General features: G+C 67.9%; 16 protein-coding genes. 6 read left to right on the forward strand and 10 right to left on the reverse strand.

What is annotated here, in order from left to right:
• Positions 1–253: 253 nt before the first annotated feature.
• Complete coding sequence (locus OV208_RS20085; protein ID WP_267575456.1) at positions 254–1,861, forward strand: SDR family NAD(P)-dependent oxidoreductase; 1,608 nt, start codon at positions 254–256, stop codon at positions 1,859–1,861.
• 10 nt (positions 1,862–1,871) lie between these two features.
• On the opposite strand, the gene OV208_RS20090 is transcribed toward OV208_RS20085, so the two are convergent.
• Positions 1,872–3,056 (reverse strand): glycosyl hydrolase, encoded by a 1,185-nt coding sequence (locus OV208_RS20090; protein WP_267575457.1) that lies wholly within the window; start codon positions 3,054–3,056, stop codon positions 1,872–1,874.
• Between the two features lie 165 nt (positions 3,057–3,221).
• Between OV208_RS20090 and ileS the strand changes: the two genes are divergently transcribed.
• Together ileS and OV208_RS20100 are read left to right on the forward strand one after the other, a co-directional pair.
• On the forward strand, positions 3,222–6,965 hold the full coding sequence (gene ileS / locus OV208_RS20095; protein ID WP_267575458.1) for an isoleucine--tRNA ligase: 3,744 nt from the start codon (positions 3,222–3,224) through the stop codon (positions 6,963–6,965).
• Between the two features lie 195 nt (positions 6,966–7,160).
• Complete coding sequence (locus OV208_RS20100) at positions 7,161–9,416, forward strand: TonB-dependent siderophore receptor (RefSeq protein ID WP_267575459.1); 2,256 nt, start codon at positions 7,161–7,163, stop codon at positions 9,414–9,416.
• Positions 9,417–9,419: 3 nt separating this feature from the next.
• Here OV208_RS20100 and OV208_RS20105 read toward each other — a convergent pair whose 3' ends face one another.
• Genes OV208_RS20105 through OV208_RS20115 form a run of 3 tightly spaced genes read right to left on the reverse strand, consistent with a single transcriptional unit; the run spans position 9,420 to position 11,544 of the window.
• On the reverse strand, positions 9,420–10,976 hold the full coding sequence (locus OV208_RS20105; RefSeq protein ID WP_267575460.1) for a PepSY-associated TM helix domain-containing protein: 1,557 nt from the start codon (positions 10,974–10,976) through the stop codon (positions 9,420–9,422).
• Positions 10,973–11,260, reverse strand: a complete 288-nt coding sequence (locus OV208_RS20110; protein WP_267575461.1) for a hypothetical protein — start codon at positions 11,258–11,260, stop codon at positions 10,973–10,975. Before OV208_RS20110 ends, OV208_RS20105 begins: the two co-directional genes overlap by 4 nt.
• Complete coding sequence (locus OV208_RS20115) at positions 11,257–11,544, reverse strand: hypothetical protein (RefSeq protein WP_267575513.1); 288 nt, start codon at positions 11,542–11,544, stop codon at positions 11,257–11,259. Before OV208_RS20115 ends, OV208_RS20110 begins: the two co-directional genes overlap by 4 nt.
• Before the next feature lie 171 nt (positions 11,545–11,715).
• Here OV208_RS20115 and OV208_RS20120 point away from each other — a divergent pair, with 171 nt between their 5' ends.
• Positions 11,716–12,090 (forward strand): GFA family protein, encoded by a 375-nt coding sequence (locus tag OV208_RS20120; RefSeq protein WP_267575462.1) that lies wholly within the window; start codon positions 11,716–11,718, stop codon positions 12,088–12,090.
• Positions 12,091–12,092: 2 nt separating this feature from the next.
• Here OV208_RS20120 and OV208_RS20125 read toward each other — a convergent pair whose 3' ends face one another.
• Positions 12,093–12,950, reverse strand: coding sequence for an oxidoreductase (locus OV208_RS20125; protein WP_267575463.1), 858 nt, complete (start codon positions 12,948–12,950; stop codon positions 12,093–12,095).
• A 96-nt stretch (positions 12,951–13,046) separates the two neighbouring features.
• Between OV208_RS20125 and OV208_RS20130 the strand changes: the two genes are divergently transcribed.
• Positions 13,047–13,634, forward strand: coding sequence for a TetR/AcrR family transcriptional regulator (locus tag OV208_RS20130; RefSeq protein ID WP_267575464.1), 588 nt, complete (start codon positions 13,047–13,049; stop codon positions 13,632–13,634).
• 88 nt (positions 13,635–13,722) lie between these two features.
• Positions 13,723–14,127, forward strand: coding sequence for a hypothetical protein (locus OV208_RS20135; RefSeq protein ID WP_267575465.1), 405 nt, complete (start codon positions 13,723–13,725; stop codon positions 14,125–14,127).
• A 3-nt stretch (positions 14,128–14,130) separates the two neighbouring features.
• Here the strand turns inward: OV208_RS20135 and OV208_RS20140 are convergent, their stop codons facing one another.
• From OV208_RS20140 to OV208_RS20160, 5 genes are all read right to left on the reverse strand, one after another.
• Positions 14,131–14,925: a hypothetical protein gene (locus OV208_RS20140; RefSeq protein ID WP_267575466.1), complete on the reverse strand. Its 795-nt coding sequence runs from the start codon at positions 14,923–14,925 to the stop codon at positions 14,131–14,133.
• Positions 14,922–15,545 carry an imm11 family protein gene (locus tag OV208_RS20145; RefSeq protein WP_267575467.1) on the reverse strand — a complete coding sequence of 208 codons (624 nt, stop codon included), beginning with the start codon at positions 15,543–15,545 and terminating at the stop codon, positions 14,922–14,924. Before OV208_RS20145 ends, OV208_RS20140 begins: the two co-directional genes overlap by 4 nt.
• Positions 15,546–15,552: 7 nt before the next feature.
• Positions 15,553–16,371, reverse strand: coding sequence for an AHH domain-containing protein (locus OV208_RS20150; RefSeq protein WP_267575468.1), 819 nt, complete (start codon positions 16,369–16,371; stop codon positions 15,553–15,555).
• Positions 16,372–16,384: 13 nt separating this feature from the next.
• Positions 16,385–17,389: a beta-ketoacyl synthase N-terminal-like domain-containing protein gene (locus tag OV208_RS20155; protein WP_267575469.1), complete on the reverse strand. Its 1,005-nt coding sequence runs from the start codon at positions 17,387–17,389 to the stop codon at positions 16,385–16,387.
• Positions 17,390–17,707: 318 nt separating this feature from the next.
• A complete protein-coding gene (locus OV208_RS20160) occupies positions 17,708–18,652 on the reverse strand; it encodes an AraC family transcriptional regulator (RefSeq protein ID WP_267575470.1) in 945 nt (314 codons plus the stop codon).
• Positions 18,653–18,671 lie beyond the last annotated feature (19 nt).

The raw sequence follows: 18,671 nt of genomic DNA on the forward strand, positions 1-18,671 counted from the left end.
CATCGCGGCGCTTGAAACAGGTCCCCTCGCCTGCCCTCCGTGGAAGGAGGGGGGGACCCTGGCCGCTGCGCGCCCCACACCGTCACCAGGGCGCGCAGGCCCACCCTCTCCGTCTCCGCCCTCGACACGACCGAAGCTCCGGCGGACGGCCCGTGTAGGTTCCCAGCCCGGACGCCCGGCGCCCCGCCCGCCCACCGAGCCCCTTGCGGGCCCGCCTTCCCCTGGAGCGTCCGGGAGGGTAAGCACGCGGGCGATGAATCAACTCGTCAACACCACCCCGCCGCCGCAGGACGCCCCCGTTCCTCCCACCCCCAGCGTGGAGGAAGTGCGCCGCGCCATCGACCTGCTGCGGACGCTGACCGAGCACCGCATCCTGCTCACCCGCCTCCCGGAAGAAGACCACCACGGCCTGCTCGCCGCCGCCGGCCGGCTGGTGCACCCGGACAAGGCCGCCAAGTCGAAGCTGCTGAACACGCTCAAGCGCGAGCGCAAGGTCGAGAAGCGCGACAAGGACCGCGTCGTGCGCGCCAACACGGAGATCCGCGCGCTGCGCCGCGCCCCCGTGCTCACGCTGCCGATGCTGCCCCCGCCGCCGCCCACGGAGACCGAGGAGCGCGTGCTGGAGGAGCCTCGCAAGTGCTACGTGTGCAAGCAGGAGTACCGCAAGCTCCACTTCTTCTACGACATGCTGTGCAGCGCATGCGGGGACTTCAACTACTCCCGCCGCACGCAGCAGGCGAACCTCAACGGCAAGGTGGCGCTCATCACCGGCGCCCGCGTGAAGATTGGCTTCCAGGCGTCGCTGATGCTGCTGCGCTCGGGCGCGACGGTCATCGCCACCACGCGCTTCCCGCAGGACGCGGTGCTCCGCTACGCGCGCGAGCCGGACTTCGCGGACTGGTCCCACCGGCTGCACGTGCACGGCCTGGACCTGCGCCACGCGCCCAGCGTGGAGCTGTTCGCGCGCCACATCGAAGAGACGCACGCGAAGTTGGACATCCTCATCAACAACGCGGCGCAGACGGTGCGCCGTCCGCCGGGCTTCTACCGGCACCTGCTGGAGGGTGAGCTGCGGGACGCGAACACCCTGCCCCAGGAGGTGCGCCCGCTGCTCGCCGGCCACCATGCCTGCATCGCGGCACTGCGGCCCGCCCTCAATCCGGGCACCCCGGGCAACGTGCTGAGCGCGGGTGACACGGACGTGAGCACGGCGCTGTCGGCCACCACGTGGCGCAGCAGCGACCCGGCGCTGGGCATCCACTCGTCGGCGGCGCTGTCGCTCCTGCCCTACGCGATGGAGCAGGAGCCCGACACGCAGGCGCTCTTCCCGCAGGGCCGGCTGGACGCGGACCTCCAGCAGGTGGACCTGCGCAAGACGAACTCCTGGCGCCTGAAGCTGTCGGAGGTGCAGACCTCGGAGATGCTGGAGGTGCACCTCATCAACGCGGTGGCGCCCTTCATCCTCGTGGGCAAGCTCAAGCCGCTGATGATGCGCGACCGCTCGCAGCCGGGCCACATCGTCAACGTGTCCGCGATGGAGGGCAGCTTCTCGCGCGGCACCAAGACGGACAAGCACCCGCACACCAACATGGCCAAGGCCGCGCTGAACATGATGACGCTCACCTCCGCGGCGGACTACGCCCGGGACGGCATCTTCATGAACGCGGCGGACACCGGCTGGGTGACGGACGAAGACCCCATCCTCCACGCCGAGCGCAAGGTGCAGGAGCTGGACTTCCAGCCCCCGCTGGACATCGTGGACGGGGCCGCGCGCATCGTCGACCCCATCATCACCGCCATCAACACGAACGAGTTCGTCTGGGGCAACTTCTTCAAGGACTACCGCCCCACGAACTGGTGACCGCGTCCCGTCAGCGCAACGCGCCCCAGTTGTAGGTCGCGTTGCCGCCGCCGGTCAGCACCCGCCAGTACGTGCCTTGATACCCATACGTGTCCTTGATGGCCTTGTAGTTGCTGGACACGTTCCAGTCGTTCGGGCTCGTCGTGCCCAGGTTGTAGATGAGCGAATCGCCCCACACGGAGTAGATGGTCCACGGATGGGAGTCGAGCACCGACACCGTCCCGTAGCGGCTGTCTCCCCAGCGCACCGGCAGCTTGTCCGTCTCCGCCACCATGCGCGGTTTGTTGTAGCCCGCAAGCCCCGTGTAGAACTGGGCCGGGAAGTAGGGATTGCCGTGGTAGATGTCCACCGCCACCACGTCCACGCGGTCGCTGCCCGGGTAGTAGGCCGCCGCGTCCCCTCCGTACGTCCCGTCCCACTCATACGGCGACCAGACGAAGATGAGGTTCTTCAGCCCGCGCGTCTTCACCAGGTAGTCGTGCGCGATGTTCCAAAGCTGCTTGTACTGGTACGGATCCTGGTTCGCCCACCAGAACGGTGACGCGCTCCCCTTCTTGTTCATCTCGTGGAAGGGGCGGTACAGCACCGGCACGCCCGCGTCCCGCAGGAGGGTGAGCTTGTCCGCCGCGAAGGACAGGTCGCGCAGCAGCGCCTGGTACTCCGCCGTGTTGGCCTGCCAGTTGATGACCCGGCCCATCCAGTTGTAATCCATCCACGACTGCCGGAAGTTGTTCGGCCAGCTCTTCACCGGCGCGCCCGGGTAGGACTGGTGGAAGCTGAAGCCGACGATGCCCTCCCCGTAGACGAACCGGTCGCGCGCGAAGCCCACCGCGTAGTCCACGTACGACTCGCTGTAGGTCGCGCGGTTGTTGCCCGGCCCGAAGTCGAACTCCACGAAGCCCGGACGCCGGCCGGAGATGTCTCCCACCTTCACCCAGTACTCGCCCGCGTAGGACTCCTTCTGGGCCTCGCAGTGCTGACCCATGATGGTCTGCTTCGTCCCACCGTTGCGGCTGTTGTTCTCCAGGTCCGTCAGCAGGTTGTAGACCTTCTGCGCCTGCGCCGTAGGGCCCGGCGTGCTCAGCGTCCGGGACACCTGCGCCCGCGCCGGGCCCGCGCCCAGGCACAGCACCAGCGCCGCCAGGAGCGCCAGGGCGGACGGGAAGGAAGAGGGGGTGGAACGGGGGACATCCATCACGTGGGGACCTCCAGGGGCTGCCCGGGAAGCGGGCAAGGTGCCACCAGTCCACCCGGGATTACATGAATTTCAGCAAAACCTGATTTGTCCACCCACGGTCGGGGCGGGTCCCAAGGGCCCGGATTCACTGCCAGCGGGCCTGTCCGGTGGTATCAAGCGACCATGTCTGAAAAGCCTTCGTCCCTGTTCGACGCGGTCCCCGTGGAGATGGACTTCCCGGCCGAGGAGCGCCGCGTCCTGGCATTCTGGAAGGAACGCGGCATCTTCGAGAAATCGCTCAAGGCGAACGAAGGGGCCAAGAGCTTCGTCTTCTACGAAGGGCCGCCCACCGCGAACGGCCTGCCCCACAACGGCCACGTCCTCACGCGCGTCATCAAGGACCTGTTCCCCCGCTACCAGACGATGCGGGGCCACTACGTGCCGCGCAAGGCGGGCTGGGACACGCACGGCCTGCCGGTGGAGGTGGAGGTCGAGAAGGAGCTGCGCATCCACGGCAAGGCCGAGATCGAGCGCTACGGCGTCGAGCCCTTCACCGAGCGCTGCATCGAATCCGTCTTCCGCTACACGGCAGAATGGGAGCGGCTCACCCAGCGCATCGGCTTCTGGGTGGACCTGAACGAGGCCTACGTCACCTACCACCGGGGCTTCGTGCAGAGCGTGTGGTGGGCGCTCTCGGAGCTGTTCAAGAAGGGCCTGCTGTACCAGGGCCACAAGGTGGTGTGGTGGTGGCCGCGCGGCGGCACCGCGCTGTCCGCCGCGGAAGTGGGCCTGGGCTACAAGACGGTGGACGACCCCAGCGTCTACGTGGCCTTCCCGCTGCGCGAGGCTCCGGACACCGCGCTGCTCATCTGGACGACGACCCCCTGGACGCTGCCGTCCAACATGTACGCGGCCGTCAACCCGTCGGTGGACTACGTCACCGTGGACGCCGGGGACCGCAAGCTCATCATCGCCGCCGCGCTGCGCGAGGAGCTGGCGAAGAAGCTCAAGAAGGACCTCCCGGTCCTGTCCACGCAGAAGGGCAAGGAGCTGGTCGGCAAGCGTTACACGCCGCCCTTCGACACGTACTTCGCGAAGGACGCCGACGCGACGCTGCCCCTCAAGGACGGCGGCGAGGACTCCGTGGGCTGGCGCGTGCTGGCCGCGGACTTCGTCACGTTGGACAGCGGCACGGGCATCGTGCACACCGCGCCTGCCTTCGGTGAGGACGACTACGACGCCTTCCGCAAGGACCGGCTGCGCTTCAAGAACCCGGACGCGCTGGAGATGCGCTGCGCGGTGAAGCCGGACGGCACGTTCTCCGAAGAGGTGCCGCTCGTCACCGGCCGCTTCGTGAAGGACGCGGACAAGGACCTCCAGCGCAACCTGAAGGAGCGCGGGCTGCTCATCCACACGGAGCAGTACCGCCACGAGTACCCCTTCTGCTGGCGCGCGGACGAGGACCCGCTCATCCAGTACGCCCGTCCCGCCTGGTACATCCGCACCACGTCCGTCATCGAGCAGGCCAAGGCCAACAACCAGAACGTCAACTGGGTGCCGGAGCACATCAAGGACGGCCGCTTCGGCGACTTCCTGGCCAACAACGTGGACTGGGCCCTGTCGCGCGAGCGCTACTGGGGCACGCCGCTGCCGCTGTGGATCCACTCGGAGACGGGTGAGACGGAGGCGGTGCCGTCCATCGCGGAGCTGCGCCAGAAGCCGGGCAACAACGTGGCCGCCGTGGAGGCGGAGCTCAAGGCGTTCCTCGCCGGCAAGCCGCACGAATCCAACGCGGAGCACCTGCTGGTCCACAAGCCGTGGATCGACAAGGTCACCTACGAGAAGGCCGGCACCGGCGGGAAGTTCCAGCGCGTCCCCGAAGTGGTGGACGTGTGGTTCGACTCCGGCTGCATGCCCTTCGCGCAGTGGGGCTTCCCGCACGCGGAGGGCTCCAAGGAGACCTTCAACCGTGCGTTCCCGGCGGACTTCATCTCGGAGGCCATCGACCAGACGCGCGGCTGGTTCTATTCGCTGCTGATGGTGAGCACGCTCATCTTCGACGAGGAGACCCAGAAGCGCATGGGCCTCACGCCGAAGCGTGAATGGCCCATGCCGTACAAGAGCTGCATCGTGTTGGGCCACGTTTCCGACAAGGAGGGCAAGAAGGAGTCCAAGTCCAAGGGCAACTACACCCCGCCGGAGATCATCCTGGACGAGGTGCGCATGGACTTCGCGGTGCTCACCGCCACGGAGGCCGGCGTCCCCGCGGAGCCCGGCGTAGCGCTCATCGCGCGCGAGGACCTGGAGGGCCTGGACACGCAGGAGGGCGCCCGCGTGCAGCTCTTCCGCCCGGACCGGCCGGACACCGCTGTCACCGTGACGGTGAAGGTGCACAAGAAGCTCAAGCGCCGCGTCATCCTGCTGGCCCCGGCGGAGCTACAGGCGCTGGACGTGAAGCCGTCCGCGCGCGGCGTGGACGTGATGCCGGTGGAGGTGCCCCGGTTGGCCCCGGGCGAGCGCGTGGTGCTCAAGGACCCGGCGACGAAGGCCCCGGGCGCGGACGCGTTCCGGTGGTTCTTCTACGCGGCGAGCCCGACGTGGTCCAACACGCGCCACTCGCTGGCGAACGTGCGGCTGTTGCAGAAGGACTTCCAGGTCAAGCTGCGCAACGTCTACTCGTTCTTCACCATCTACGCGAACATCGACGGCTTCAACCCGGCGAAGGGCAACGCGGGCGCGACGGAGGCGCCGTGGATTGCCATCCGCAAGAGCGAGGGCTGGCGCGCGGTGAAGGACCGGCCCGTGTTGGACCGGTGGATCCTCTCCGAGGTGCAGCTCACCCTGCGCGACGTGGCGAAGGCGCTGGACACATATCAGGTGTACGACGCGGCCCAGCGGATGGTGGCGCTGGTGGACGCGCTGTCCAACTGGTACCTGCGCCGCAGCCGCGAGCGCTTCTGGGCGCCGGGCTTCGAACAGGACAAGCAGGACGCGTACTTCACGCTGTACGAAGCGCTCACCACCATCACCGCGCTGTCCGCGCCGTTCATCCCGTTCTTCACGGATGAGATGTGGGGCAACCTGGTGGTGAAGCCGTGGCCCAAGACGCAGCCGGAGAGCGTGCACCTGGCGCGCTTCCCGGACGTGGACGCGAGCCTCATCGACGAGGGGCTGGCCGCGGAGATGGGCGCGGTGCGCGAGCTGGTGTCGCTGGGCCTCAAGGTGCGCACGGAGAAGCAGCTCAAGGTGCGCCAGCCGCTGTCCCGCGCGGACGTCATCCTGTCGCGCCGCGAGCTGTCCGAGCGCGTGGCCGTGTACCAGGAGCTCATCTCCGACGAGCTGAACGTGCACACCGTGAAGCTGGTGGAGCCGGGCAGCCCGGAGGCGGACGTGGTGCGCTACCGCGTGCGTCCCAACCTGCGCGCCATGGGCAGCCGGCTGGGACCCAAGCTCGCGCCGGTGCGCAAGGCGTTCGACTCCGGCGACGGCCGCGCGCTGCACCACGAGCTGCTCCAGACGGGCAAGGTCGCCCTCAACGTGGGCGGCGAGGACATGGTCTTCCCTGCCGAGGAGCTGGAGACGCTGGTGGAGGCGCAGCCCGGCTACGCCGCCGCTGGAGCGGGCGTGGGCGTGGTGGTGCTCCACACGCAGCTCACGGAGTCCCTGGTGGACGAGGGTCTGGTGCGCGAGCTGCTGGCGCGCGTGCAGGGCGCTCGCAAGGACATGAACCTGGGCTACACCGACCGCATCCGCCTGTGGGTGGACGGCGATGACCGGGTGAAGCGCGTCGTCGACGCGGCCCGCGAGGAAGTGTCCCGCGAGACGCTGGCCGCGGAGATCCACGTGGGCCCCGAAGGCCTCAAGGGCACCGAGGAAGAGGACAGCCTCAACGGCCTGCCCGCGCGCATCCGCGTCGAGCGCGCCTGAGTCGTTGACGCCCCAAACGGGCGCGAGCGCTCCGGGGTAGCAACCCACCCGGGGCGCCAAACACAGACAGGCCGTGTGGCAGCGGGAAGGACCGGGAGGGCGTCACCGCCGTCCCGCCCTACTCCCGCCTTGCCGCGTCAGCGGGGGCCGTGCTACGCGACGGGCCTCCCCTTGATTTCGCAAATCATTCTCAACATGCCCATCCTGTCTCGAAGCCGCGCGCGCCTCCTCGTCCCGGGAGCGCTGTTCGGCGCTTCGGTCGTCCTGTCCTCGTCGGCCCTGGCCCAGGAGCCCGTCGCGCCGCCGGAGTCCCCGGCGCCCTCGGAGTCGTCCCCCGTCGTGTCCCCGTCCGAGGCCCCTGCCCCGGCTCCGACCCCGGCTCCGGCGACCTCCACGGATCCAGAGGAGACCTTCACGCTGCCCACGGTGAACGTGGAGGCGGAGCGGGAGCGCGCCACCGGGCCAGTGAAGGGCTTCACCGCGCGCCGCAGTGGCAGCGGCACGAAGACGGACACGTCGCTGCTGGAGACGCCGCAGTCGGTGTCGGTGGTGGGCCGGGCGCAGATGGATGCGCAGCAGGTGCAGTCCGTGGTGGAGGCCACGCGGTACACGCCCGGCGTGCGCTCGGAGACCTTCGGCGCGGATTCGCGCAACGACTGGTTCCTCATCCGGGGCTTCACGTCGCAGGAAGGCGGCTACTTCCAGGACGGGCTCCAATTGTACTCCAGCAGCTTCGCCACCTGGCGCATCGAAACCTTCGGCCTGGAGCGCGTGGAGGTCGTGCGCGGCCCCGCGTCGGTGCTCTACGGCGGCACGTCTCCGGGCGGTCTCATCAACCTGGTGGGCAAGCGTCCGCCCACGGACGGGCCGGTGCGCCACGTGGAGGTGGGCGTCAACGAGTTCGCCAACGGCTACGCGGGCGTGGACCTGGGCGGCGCCATCGACGCGGGCAATCACTGGCGCTACCGGGTGACGGCGCTGGCGCGCGGTGGCGGCACGCAGGTGGACGACATCGACAACAACCGGCTCTTCCTCGCGCCGGCGCTCACCTGGGCGCCCACGGAGCGCACGTCGCTGACGCTCTACGCGAGCCTGCTGGCGGACCGCACCCGGGGACAGAACTTCCTGCCCTACGTGGGCACCGTGGTGGACGCGCCGTATGGCCGCATCCCCACGGACTTCTACACCAGCGACAAGAGCCTGGACCGCTTCAAGCGCGACCAGCGCTGGTGGGGCTATGAGTTCGCCCACCGCTTCGGCGACACCTTCACGGTGCGCCAGAACCTGCGCTACGCCCTCCTGGACCTGGACTTCCAGACGCTCTACGGCGTGGGCTACGCGGGCGACCCGGCCGAAGCGCAGCTTGCGCGCGGCAACTTCGTGACGCTGCCGAGCGCGAACCTCTTCACCGTGGACACCCAGGGCGAGGCGCGCTTCACCACCGGCCCCGTGCACCACACGGTGCTGGTCGGCGTGGACTTCAAGCACTACCGGCTGGAAGACGAGCAGGGCTACGAGGCGGGCGTGCCGCTGGACCTGCTCAACCCCGTGCGCGGCGACTTCACGCCCACCACGACGCGCTACACGGACAACCGCTCCACGCAGGACCAGTTGGGCGTCTACCTCCAGGACCAGGTGCGCTTCGGAGAGCACCTGGACCTCGTGGTGAGCGGGCGCCACGACTGGGTGGGCCTGGCGGTGGACAACGCGCTGACGCCCGCGGCCAGCTATGACGGCAGCGAGAGCGCGCTGAGCGGCCGCGCGGGCCTGCTCTACCGCTTCGACAGCGGCGTCGCGCCGTACGTGAGCATTTCGCGCTCCTTCAACCCGGTGGCCGGCACGAAGACGGACGGCACGCTGTTCGAGCCGGAGACGGGGCAGCAATTGGAAGCGGGCGTGAAGTTCCAGCCGGAGAACACGCGCCTGATGGTGGGCCTGTCGCTCTTCGAATTGAAGCGCCAGAACTTCGTCACCACCGACGGCGCCTTCAACCAGCTCCAGATTGGCGAGGTGCGCTCGCGCGGCTTCGAGGTGGAGGCCAACGCCACGCTGCTGCGCGGCCTGAGCCTCATCGGCTCCGCGTCGCTGTACTCGCTCGAAATCACGGAGGGCACGGAGCTGGAGCTGGGCAAGCGGCCGGTGGGTGTGCCGGAGGTGATGGCGTCGCTGTGGCTGGACTACACCTTCCAGGACGGCGCGCTGCGAGGCTTCGGCGCGGCGGCGGGCGTGCGCGGCGTAGGGGCGTCCTACGCGGACCGAGAGAACACGCTGGAGGTGCCGGGCTTCACGCTGGTGGACGTCGGCGTGCACTACGAGCGCGGCCCGTGGAAGGCGGCGCTCAACGCCTCCAACGTCGGGGACAAGACCTACGTGTCCTCGTGCAGCTCCGCGTCGGCCTGCTTCTACGGCGAGCGCCGCCGCGCGTCCGCCAACGTCGGCTACACCTGGTAGCCGTCACGCGTTGAGGAGGGGTCCTTCCGGAGCATCACCGCCCGGAAGGGCCTCCACCGTCCGCCGCCTGCGCAGCCCCCAGGCGAGCCCCCCACAGCACAGGGCCATGCAGCACAGCAGCAGCTCCGACAGGAACACCGGCGGCAGTCCCCTCGCCAGCGCCGTGAACAGGTTCGCGTCGCGGAGCGCCACGTCGCCCACCACCACCCCGCCGAACAGCACCGCGGCCATCGCGCACAGCACGCTGGCCACCTGCCGGGGCGCCCACCGCGGCACGAGCGCGACGACGACCGCGAGCGCCCACGCGCCCACGTACAGGCCGAACTCCCAATCCGCCCGCCGCGCCAGCGTCCACGGCAGCACGCGGTTCGCGGCGAAGTAGACCGCCGTCCCGAAGGCGAGCCCCGACGACACACCCACCGTCAGCCGCTCCAGTACCCGGTTGCCCCGGTGCTTGCGCGAAGGGTCCCGGCGCTCCAGCCACACGAGGTTGCCGGTGACGAGCACCGCGCACATCGCCAACGCGAGCAACGCGTAGAGCGGCTTCATCAGCGCCTCCGCGAACCGGCCCGCATGCAGATCGAAGAGGAGCCGCTCGAAGGTGAAGGCCGGCGTGCGGGACCCGACGCTGGACCCGAACGTCTCGCCGCTCACCGCATCCACATGGGCGAAGTGATCCGGCCCCAGCGGCGCGAGCTGGAAGTACACACCCGCCCACGCCCTGGCATCACCGGCGTGGTGGAGCTCCACGTAGCGGGGAACCCCCTCCGCGCCAGGGACCGACTGGCGAGCACGCGCCACGACCGTGTCCAGCGACAGCATGGACGCCTCGCGTCCAGTGGCGTCACGCAACGGTTGCTCGTGTCCGCGAAGCCGCGTCACCCGGTCCGCCTGGCCTCGATACACCGTGGAGCCGAAGCCCTGGGCCGCGAGCGCCGACAGACAAAGCACCGCGCCCGACCACGCCAGCATCGCGGTGAAGGGCAGCCCGAAGACGCCCAGCACCTTGTGCGCATCCGACGCGGAGAAGCGCGGCTTCACGGTGGGCCGGAAGCGCCACCACTGCGCGCGCAGGTCCTTCAGGTGGATCCACAGGCCGCTCACCAACGCCATGAGCAGCGCGACGGACACCACGCCCGTGAACTCCATGCCCCACGGCACGCGGTAGAAGAAGTGCATCCAATACAGCTCGCTGGCCAACCGGCTGCGCTCCGGCAGCGCGGTGCCGGTGGCGGGGTCCAGCCACAGCACGCGGAGCCCCGAGGGCTCGAAGAGGTACGCGGTGATGAACCGCGTGTCCTCGTGCGTGAGCAGGCCCACGTGCGAGCCCACCGGAAACGGCCCCTGCTCCTTCACCCGCGCGAGCATCGCGTCGAAGGACGGCGGGGCCTCCGAAGCCGGGGCGATGTGGAGCGCGGGCTCCTGCCAGAACTCCAGGTCCTCGCGGAACATCGCGAAGACGCCACAGAAGAAGATGACGAACAGGAAGAGGCTGGCGATGACGCCCGCCCACGCGTGCAGGTCGAACTGGATGCGGAAGGTGCGAGGCGACAGCTTCATCCCGGCCCCCGCACGAACAGCGCGAGCACCACCGGCACCACCACCGCCAGACACACGCTCCAGGCAACCCGGCCGCTCCTCGCCAGGGGCAGCGCGCACGCAAGCCCCACCCACACGGGCAACACCGCGTGGAAGCCCACCGCGAACGCCAACGGCCCCGACACCGGAAGGAAGGCCATCACCGCCGCGCCCACCGCGAACGCCGCGAGCGGCGCCCCTACCACCGTCGCCAGCGTCCGCGCGGCGGAGTGGTTCGCGGCCTTGTCCTCGCGAGGCTCCTTCATGATCCGAAGCCCGTCAGCACCACGGGAAGAAGCCCCACGGCCCCGCTCACCCACGCGACGGTGCGGGCCCTCGCGGGGCGGGGCGCCAGCAGCAACACCAGCACCGAGGCCACCGTCATCGCGAGCACCGACAGCACCAGCAGCCCCGCCACCGGACCGAAGCCGCCCAGGCAGCACGCCAGGCACGCGAACCCCGGCACCGCCGCGAGCCACCGCTCACGACGTCCCGACCCCAGCCACGACACCGCCGACACGCAGAACGCCAGCGCCGCGAGATTCAACATCGTGGGCACCCGACGTCCCGGCTTCCTGATTTAAAGTTGATAATGACTTGCATCCTCATCAGCCCCCACCGCCCCTGTCAAGGCGGACGGGCGCGGGCGCCGAGCGTCGAAGCACGGACAGAGTGGCCATCCCACGCTCCCCGCGCGGGCGCGCTCCCAGATGATGGCGGGATGAGCGAAACCACGCCCCTGAAGGGAAGCTGTCACTGCGGTGCGACGACGTTCGAGGTCGCGGCGCCGCCGAAGGAGGTCACCCGCTGCAACTGCACGTTCTGCTCGAAGCGGGGCCCGCTCTGGGCCTACTACGACCCGGAGCAGGTGAAGTTCACGAGCCGCGAACAGGTGGGCACGTACGACCGCAACGCGCCCGTCGCCCACCACCACTGTCAAACCTGTGGTTGCGGCACGTGGACGGACACCCCCGTCTGGGAGAACAACGCCGTCGTGCCCGGCAGGGCCAAGGTCGGCATCAACTCGCGGCTGTTCGACGACTTCAACCTGGACGCCGTGCGCGTGGTGTTCCTGGACGGGCGCAACCTCTGGTAGCGCTACTTCGCCGGTGACGGGAAGTCGGTGGACAGCGACAGGTGCTTCCACTGCGCGTCCTCGGCCTTGAGCGCATCGAGCCGCGCGCTCGCGAGTCCGAAGGCGTCGCTGCCCAGCAGCAGGTGCAGCGGCGGCGACTCCAGCGCGACCACCTGGAGCAGCACCTGGGCCGCGCGGTCCGGGTCGCCCGGCTGATTGCCGGAACTCTCCCGCATCCTCTCCGCGACCGCGCCCACCGTGGGCGCGTAGTCCGGCCCGATGGCGGGGATGGTCATGGAAGCGCCCGCCCAGTCGGTGCGGAAGCCGCCCGGCTCCACGATGGTCACCTTCACGCCGAAGGGGGCCACCTCCTTGGACAGCACCTCCGAGAAGCCGCCCACGGCCCACTTCGCGGCCTGGTACGCGCCCAGGCCTGGCGTGGAGAGGCGGCCTCCCACGGACGACACCTGGATGATGTGTCCAGAGCGCTGGGCCCGGAGCACTGGCAGCGCGGCGCGAGTGACGTTCACCACCCCGAACAGGTTGGTGTCGAGCTGCGCGCGGAACGCGTCGTCCGTCATCTCCTCGATGGACGCGAGGTCGCCGTAGCCCGCGTTGTTCACCACCACGTCCAGGCGGCCGAACGTCTCCACGGCGGTCTTCACCGCGGCCTGGGCCTGTTCGGGCATCGTGACGTCCAAGGCGACGGCCCGGACCCGGTCGCCGTAGCGCTCCACCAGTGAGGCCAGTTGCTCCGGCTTGCGCGCGGTGGCGACCAGCCGGTGCCCGGCCGCCAGCACGGCTTCCGCGAAGCTGCGCCCCAGCCCTCGGGAAGAACCAGTGATGAGCCAGACGCGGGACGACTCAGGGGAAGCACCCATGGTGGAACTCCTTTTCAACTAACTGGTTGGTTACATGGTTATAACGGGGACGCGACGGGGTGCAACCCGGAGTGGGGTGGGGCATGTTGGGAAGGTATGGCGGGTGACGCACAGAAGACCCGGCAGCGCCTGTTGGAGGCGGCCGCGGCGGAGTTCTCGGAGCGGGGCATCGCGGGCGCGCGCGTGGATCGCATCGCTGCGTCCGCGGGCTGCAACAAGGCGCTCATCTATTCGTACTTCGGCAGCAAGGAGCAGCTCTTCGACGCCGTCTTCGAAGCGCACGTGGCGGAGGTGGCGCAGGAGACGCCCATCGACGCGAGCGACCTGCCGGCCTATGCAGGCAAGCTGTTCGACGGCTTCCAGGTCCGGCCCCAGGTGCTGCGCCTGGCCACCTGGTACGAGTTGGAGCACAGCCCCGAGACAGGAATCCCCGAACGGGTGCTCAAGAACAACCAGCACAAGGTGGCGGCCATCACCCGGGCCCAGCGCGAGGGCATGGTCACGAAGCACTTCGCGGCGGACGAGCTGCTGGCGCTCGTGCTGGCGCTCGCCAAGACGTGGTCCTTCCCGCTCTCCTACTGCGCTGGGCCCACGACGCCGAGCCCGGCGGAGATCCGCAGGCGCCGCCGGTCGGTTGTCGAAGCGGTGCGCCTGCTGGTGACGCCCGTCAGTCCCGGTCCGTGAGGCCCGTCATGGCATGCACCCACGCATGGCCTTCCGCCTTCCCTCGAACGCTGGCTACAACGCCCTGATAGGAAGCATCCGGCGGAGCATGGTTCTCAACGCAGAACCCTGCCTGCTCATGGAGTTGCGAAGCACGGGGACGATGTTCCGGAGGGATGTCTCCACCTTCAATGACTCGAGGATGGTCGAGGACTTCGACATCCGACTGCCGCAGGTCGTCGTGCGCCGGGAGCATTTCGATGCGCTGCGGAGGGCCCTCCGGCAATGGCAGGTCGACCAGGAGGAGTTCAGCGTGGACCTGGACTGGGGCGACGTCACCCTCACCTTCGAAGTCGCGCACCGCACCGACATGAGCGCCAGCCTCTGGAAGCCCGCCTTCACCCTCTACTACTCCTGCCCGAGCAACCGCATCGAGGTCACATTCCTGGTGGACGCCTCGTGCCTGCTGGAGTGGAGCGAAAGCCTGGATCAGGCCGTGTCGTTCCCGAACTGAGACTCATCCCGCCCGCCAGGCCTGCGGTCGAGGCAGCGGTGTCCCGAGTGGAATCCTCGCAAGTTCCGGGAGCAGCTCGTACGCAGGCAGGGGTCCCAGACCTTCCAGCTCGGCGAGCCGCAGGAGCGCCAGTCCGTCGAGGTAGACCTTCCCCGTCGTCGCCGCGACCTCCTCGTCGAAGTCGAGCTGCTTGCGATAGGCGCGATACTCACGCTTGCGTTCGGTCACGAGCGTCTGGAGCGCCTGCGAGAAGCGATCCGGATTCTTCTCCATGAGTTCACGGCATGCGTGCAATCGCATGTCAGGGTCACCCTCCTCCACCACGGATGCCCAGCGCTCCAGCGCCAACTCCAACCCGGCGGTGTCGCGGGGTGCGAGGACCCATAGGTGCAGGAAGCGAGAGAAGAGATAATCCTCCTCGTATTCGAGGTCCTGCGCATGCCGCGTCGGGGAAAGGCGGGCGATGGCGCGAGCCGTGTCCAGGTCACCGGAGGCCAGCGCATCACTGAAGCCGCAATTGTCACTGGCGAGCAGGAACTCCGGCTCGTAGCGCCGCGCCCCTTGCGATGCGAGTTCCAGGAAGGCGAGCCGTGCCTGCCCGGCCTTGCACAGGAGGCCAGCGAAGCCTTCCGTGTCCGCACCTTGAAGCAGGGTGCAGAGCGCCAGCACCCGGTAGCACACGGCCGCGTTCGAGAAGAGTCCGGCGGGAGACTCCTGGGATTGCGCGAGGGCCTCCAGCGTTTCGGCGAGAATCAGGGACTGATTGTGGCGTGCGATCTCGACGTAATCGTGACTCATGGAGTGAAGGCCACTTCGGCTCCCACGGGATAGAAGGTCGGCCCGGTCATGCCCTCCCGTTCAAGAAGCTCCTTGAAGTCCTGCCGTACGATGGGAAGTCGCGGCACCGTCACTGTGCGAAAGAGTCGAATTTCTGGGTCCAGCTTGTCATTATCAAGCACGAGGCGCCTCAAGAAGAGGAATCGATTGGGATTGCTTGCCTTCCGCGTCCCATCGCTCTTCTCCGCGTCCACCCAGTCCTGGACGCCAATGACATTGGCGATGTAGCAATCCTCACCGGCAACGCGTCCACGATGATTAAGCAGCGTGAAGCGGAGAAATTCAATTTCCACGCCAGCGTGCTGCTCCAAAAGGGCCTTCATCCTCGCGGAGACCATGAAATACCCGAGGGCATTCGGAATGATGTCCGCAATCTTCAGCCCCTTCTCCTCCTTGGCCATTTGGAAGCGTAGCCCCTGGGGATAGGCATCCCCCATGCGCACGCCAGTCGCGGGCTTGTGGATGTCAAGCATGCCAGTTGGCGTCAGGAAAATGGCGCAGTACCCATCCAGAACTTCACTCCTGAGAATGAAGTAGCTGCTCTTCACTGAATATACAGACCGCCCAATTTCAGTATTCATGGCTGGGTCATGCTCCGCTCCTTTTATTGAGTTCCGCCGCCATCCTCTTCGTCATCGCTGTCGTCCGTCCGAATTGAACCAGAAGAAAGAACTGATTCTCCTGCCAGCTTTCCAAGTCTTTCTTCAAATCCCCCGCGTTGTCCGCCGTGATGCCATGGCCCTCGTTTTTTTCGCTAAGGTCCTGCTTGAACGAGTTAAGCGCTGTGAAGCACTCCATACTGTAGGAGCGATGCCACCCCTTATGCTTGGGAAGCATCAGGGCGTACGCGACGTCCCTCATGATAGGCAGGATGATGATGTTCTTGCCATGGTTCATATTATAGCCGACCGCCATCAGGAATTCGGCTTCCTTCGGCTCCAGCGCAGCGGAGAACGCCTCGTCGGGCATGATGTGGTGGTATTCATGCGCGAAGGGGAGGTGCCAATCCTTGTAGTTCCGGCCAACGAAGTGCCAAGCCATCGGATCGTTGCGGGGATCAGAGCTTTTGTATTCGTCCCGCGCCTTTCCCGTCTCCCTGTCTGCATTGGACTGCCGACCCGTTTGCTTGAATAGCGCCAGCGCCGCTGGGAGTCTGGCTCGGGAATGATCCTGGATGGGAGTGCTCTCATGCTTGCTCTGGGTGAAATCGATCTCATAGAGAGAGCGTTTTGACACGAGCTGCGGCATGCCGGGAACGAAGCCAGACAGCGTCTCGTTGTAACCGTTGGGCCGGTGGGCACATTTCGGATAGGTAGGGCCATCGAAGGCAAACTCGTGCCTGCACACGCAGCCCTCTTGCTTCTTGTGGTCCTCGTACTTCGTGAGCGTGATGTGTTTGCTGGCCATCTCGACCCTTCCTTCATGCTCGAGAACCTGGAGCGTGGACGTAGAAGGCCCCTCGGGCCCCATCATCCCCTGCGGTCCACACCAGGACATGGTCCGTCCTGGCATACCCGCGCGAGAAGCCGCGTGCCGCCATGCATAACCCCACCAGCCCCGTGGCAGCGCCGAGTTCGCCGAAACTCGCTGCGGGATGCCACTCACGAAGGTCCGTGAGCCTTCCGGCCATCCGGAGCTGGACGAGCGCATTCCCCCAGTCCTGCGCCCTGTACGCATCCCCATTCAGGGCCCCAACGATGAGTCCGGTATGCGCGCCCCGGTCGCGCACCGCATCAAGCGTCTCGAAAATGCTCTGGGAGAGCGCCCGTCCCTGAGCATGCTGCCCGGAGCGCCTGTGGAAGGGCTCCGCCTTTAGACTCGGCGCTTCCAGCAGCGCGTCGACGACGGCGCCACGGCGCGACGCGGCCTCTGGACGTTCCAGCATGACGAAGGCCGCAGCCTCCCCCGGGAGGATGCCCACGGGGTTCGCGGGCGTCCGCAGAAGGCCGAGCTGCCCCAGGGCTGTCACGACCTGCGGTTCCACGAGACTGTCCACGGCTCCGACGATGCACCGGTCCAGCCGACCCGTCTCGATCTGGATGACGGCCGCCTTCAGGGCCTGGAGCAATCCGGACTCGCCAAACAAGACGTGGCACTCCCCGGGTGATTCCCGCACGCCTATTGTTTTGAAGAGGTTGGGAATCAGTCGCTGCGTGTACTCCGCGAGTCGGGCCCCGTGCCGGGAAGGCAGCTGGCCCTTCTCCTCGAGCAGCCTCCGATGGAAGTCATTGGAGAGCGCGAGCTGGAGCCCGCAGCGCGACCCCCCCTCCCAAGGCGTATGTCGTCCAAGGTCCCTCAAGCCTGCGCACGCCAGCGCGGTCAGTCGGCCGAGTCCGGTGAACCCCTCCGATACCATGGGCACCGTGTGCCCCCGCGCGGGCTCGGTCTGTTGGGCCTGTTCGTCATAGACCGGGACTTCATCCACTGTCGAAATGCGCAGGATGCCCGCGCGGCTGGCGGCGCAGCTGCCTTCCACGTCCAGCCCCAGCGCTGACACCATCCCCATGCCAGTGACCGCGAGCACGAGCGCGTCCTTTCATGCCTTCCAGCCCCCAGCGGCATGAGCCCACCCTAACATGCAGGCACGACAGCGCCCCGGACCGCTGGAGACCGCATCCTCCAGCGGCCCGTGGGTCACCGGCTCAGTTCGCGGTGAACGTCGTGTCGTTGCGGTACAGCAATGCATGCTGGAAGACTCCTGGAGGAGAAAGGAGGTATTTCCAGAAAATCTTGATTTAAAGACCTATGTGTCAATCGATTTCGGAAGCGTTACACGCGGCGCGGGCGTCCGACGGTACGCACCGGGTCCCATGCCCCAGCGACGCTTGAAGGCCTTGCTGAAGGCGGGCGCGCTTTCGTACCCCGCGCGTTCGGCGATGGCCTCCAGGCTGTCGTCGGACTCATGCAGCCACCGCGCGGAGCGAGTCATCCGCCAGTTCGACAGGTAGTGCAGGGGCGTCTCCCCCACCAGCGAATGGAAGCGCGCAGCGAACCCGGAGCGCGACAGGCCCACGGCCGCGGCCAGTCGCTCCACCGTCCAGGGCGCGCCGGGCTGTTCGTGCATCAGGGCCAGCGCGTTGCCGATGGCCGGATCCGCCAGCGCCTTCCACCCCGCCTCCCCCGACTGCGCGACCAGCGCCTGGGCCCGCAGCGCCTGCACCAGCAGCACGTCCGCCAGACGGCCGACCACGAGGGCACTCCCCGGGCCCGGCGCGGCGGTCTCCGCGGAGAGGAGTTGCACGGTGGCGGCGAGCGACGACGCCCTGCCGGCATCCTGCGTGGACAGGTGGATGATGGGCGGGAAGGCCCGCAGCAGCGGGTGCGTGGGGTCCACGCCAAACTGGAAGCAGCCGGTGATCAACGTGGTGGTCGCGCCCGGCCCTCCCAGCCGGACGTCCGTCCCCGCCGCGGCCCGGAGCTGCTGGGGGGAGATGAAGTCGCGGGGAACCTTCCGGGTGCCGTCATCCAACACGTGGGCGGTGGCACGAGGCAGCAGCACCACGTCACCCGCGGACAGGAACACCGGTTGCGCCAGGCCCTCCACCTGGAGGCGCAGTCCTCCCCGCGTCACCACATAGAAGGAGGCATTGACCTTGCGGGGCAGGCGCAGCGCCCACGGCGCACCCATTTCGAAGCGACCGAAGAGCAGCGTCTTGAACCGCAGCGTCTCCAGAACATCGGAGACCACGTCGGTCTTTTCGTCTTGC

Source organism: Corallococcus sp. bb12-1 (genome assembly GCF_026626765.1).
GTDB lineage: Bacteria > Myxococcota > Myxococcia > Myxococcales > Myxococcaceae > Corallococcus > Corallococcus terminator.

What these genes read in the sequence shown, in the direction of transcription:
- ileS (WP_267575458.1), top strand. Translation starts at nt 3,222, where the DNA reads ATGTCTGAAAAGCCTTCGTCCCTGTTCGACGCGGTCCCCGTGGAGATG.
- OV208_RS20150 (WP_267575468.1), bottom strand. Translation starts at nt 16,371, where the DNA reads ATGGCCAGCAAACACATCACGCTCACGAAGTACGAGGACCACAAGAAG.
- OV208_RS20085 (WP_267575456.1), top strand. Translation starts at nt 254, where the DNA reads ATGAATCAACTCGTCAACACCACCCCGCCGCCGCAGGACGCCCCCGTT.
- OV208_RS20090 (WP_267575457.1), bottom strand. Translation starts at nt 3,056, where the DNA reads ATGGATGTCCCCCGTTCCACCCCCTCTTCCTTCCCGTCCGCCCTGGCG.
- OV208_RS20100 (WP_267575459.1), top strand. Translation starts at nt 7,161, where the DNA reads ATGCCCATCCTGTCTCGAAGCCGCGCGCGCCTCCTCGTCCCGGGAGCG.
- OV208_RS20140 (WP_267575466.1), bottom strand. Translation starts at nt 14,925, where the DNA reads ATGAGTCACGATTACGTCGAGATCGCACGCCACAATCAGTCCCTGATT.
- OV208_RS20125 (WP_267575463.1), bottom strand. Translation starts at nt 12,950, where the DNA reads ATGGGTGCTTCCCCTGAGTCGTCCCGCGTCTGGCTCATCACTGGTTCT.
- OV208_RS20115 (WP_267575513.1), bottom strand. Translation starts at nt 11,544, where the DNA reads ATGTTGAATCTCGCGGCGCTGGCGTTCTGCGTGTCGGCGGTGTCGTGG.
- OV208_RS20130 (WP_267575464.1), top strand. Translation starts at nt 13,047, where the DNA reads ATGGCGGGTGACGCACAGAAGACCCGGCAGCGCCTGTTGGAGGCGGCC.
- OV208_RS20145 (WP_267575467.1), bottom strand. Translation starts at nt 15,545, where the DNA reads ATGAATACTGAAATTGGGCGGTCTGTATATTCAGTGAAGAGCAGCTAC.
- OV208_RS20110 (WP_267575461.1), bottom strand. Translation starts at nt 11,260, where the DNA reads ATGAAGGAGCCTCGCGAGGACAAGGCCGCGAACCACTCCGCCGCGCGG.
- OV208_RS20105 (WP_267575460.1), bottom strand. Translation starts at nt 10,976, where the DNA reads ATGAAGCTGTCGCCTCGCACCTTCCGCATCCAGTTCGACCTGCACGCG.
- OV208_RS20135 (WP_267575465.1), top strand. Translation starts at nt 13,723, where the DNA reads ATGGTTCTCAACGCAGAACCCTGCCTGCTCATGGAGTTGCGAAGCACG.
- OV208_RS20120 (WP_267575462.1), top strand. Translation starts at nt 11,716, where the DNA reads ATGAGCGAAACCACGCCCCTGAAGGGAAGCTGTCACTGCGGTGCGACG.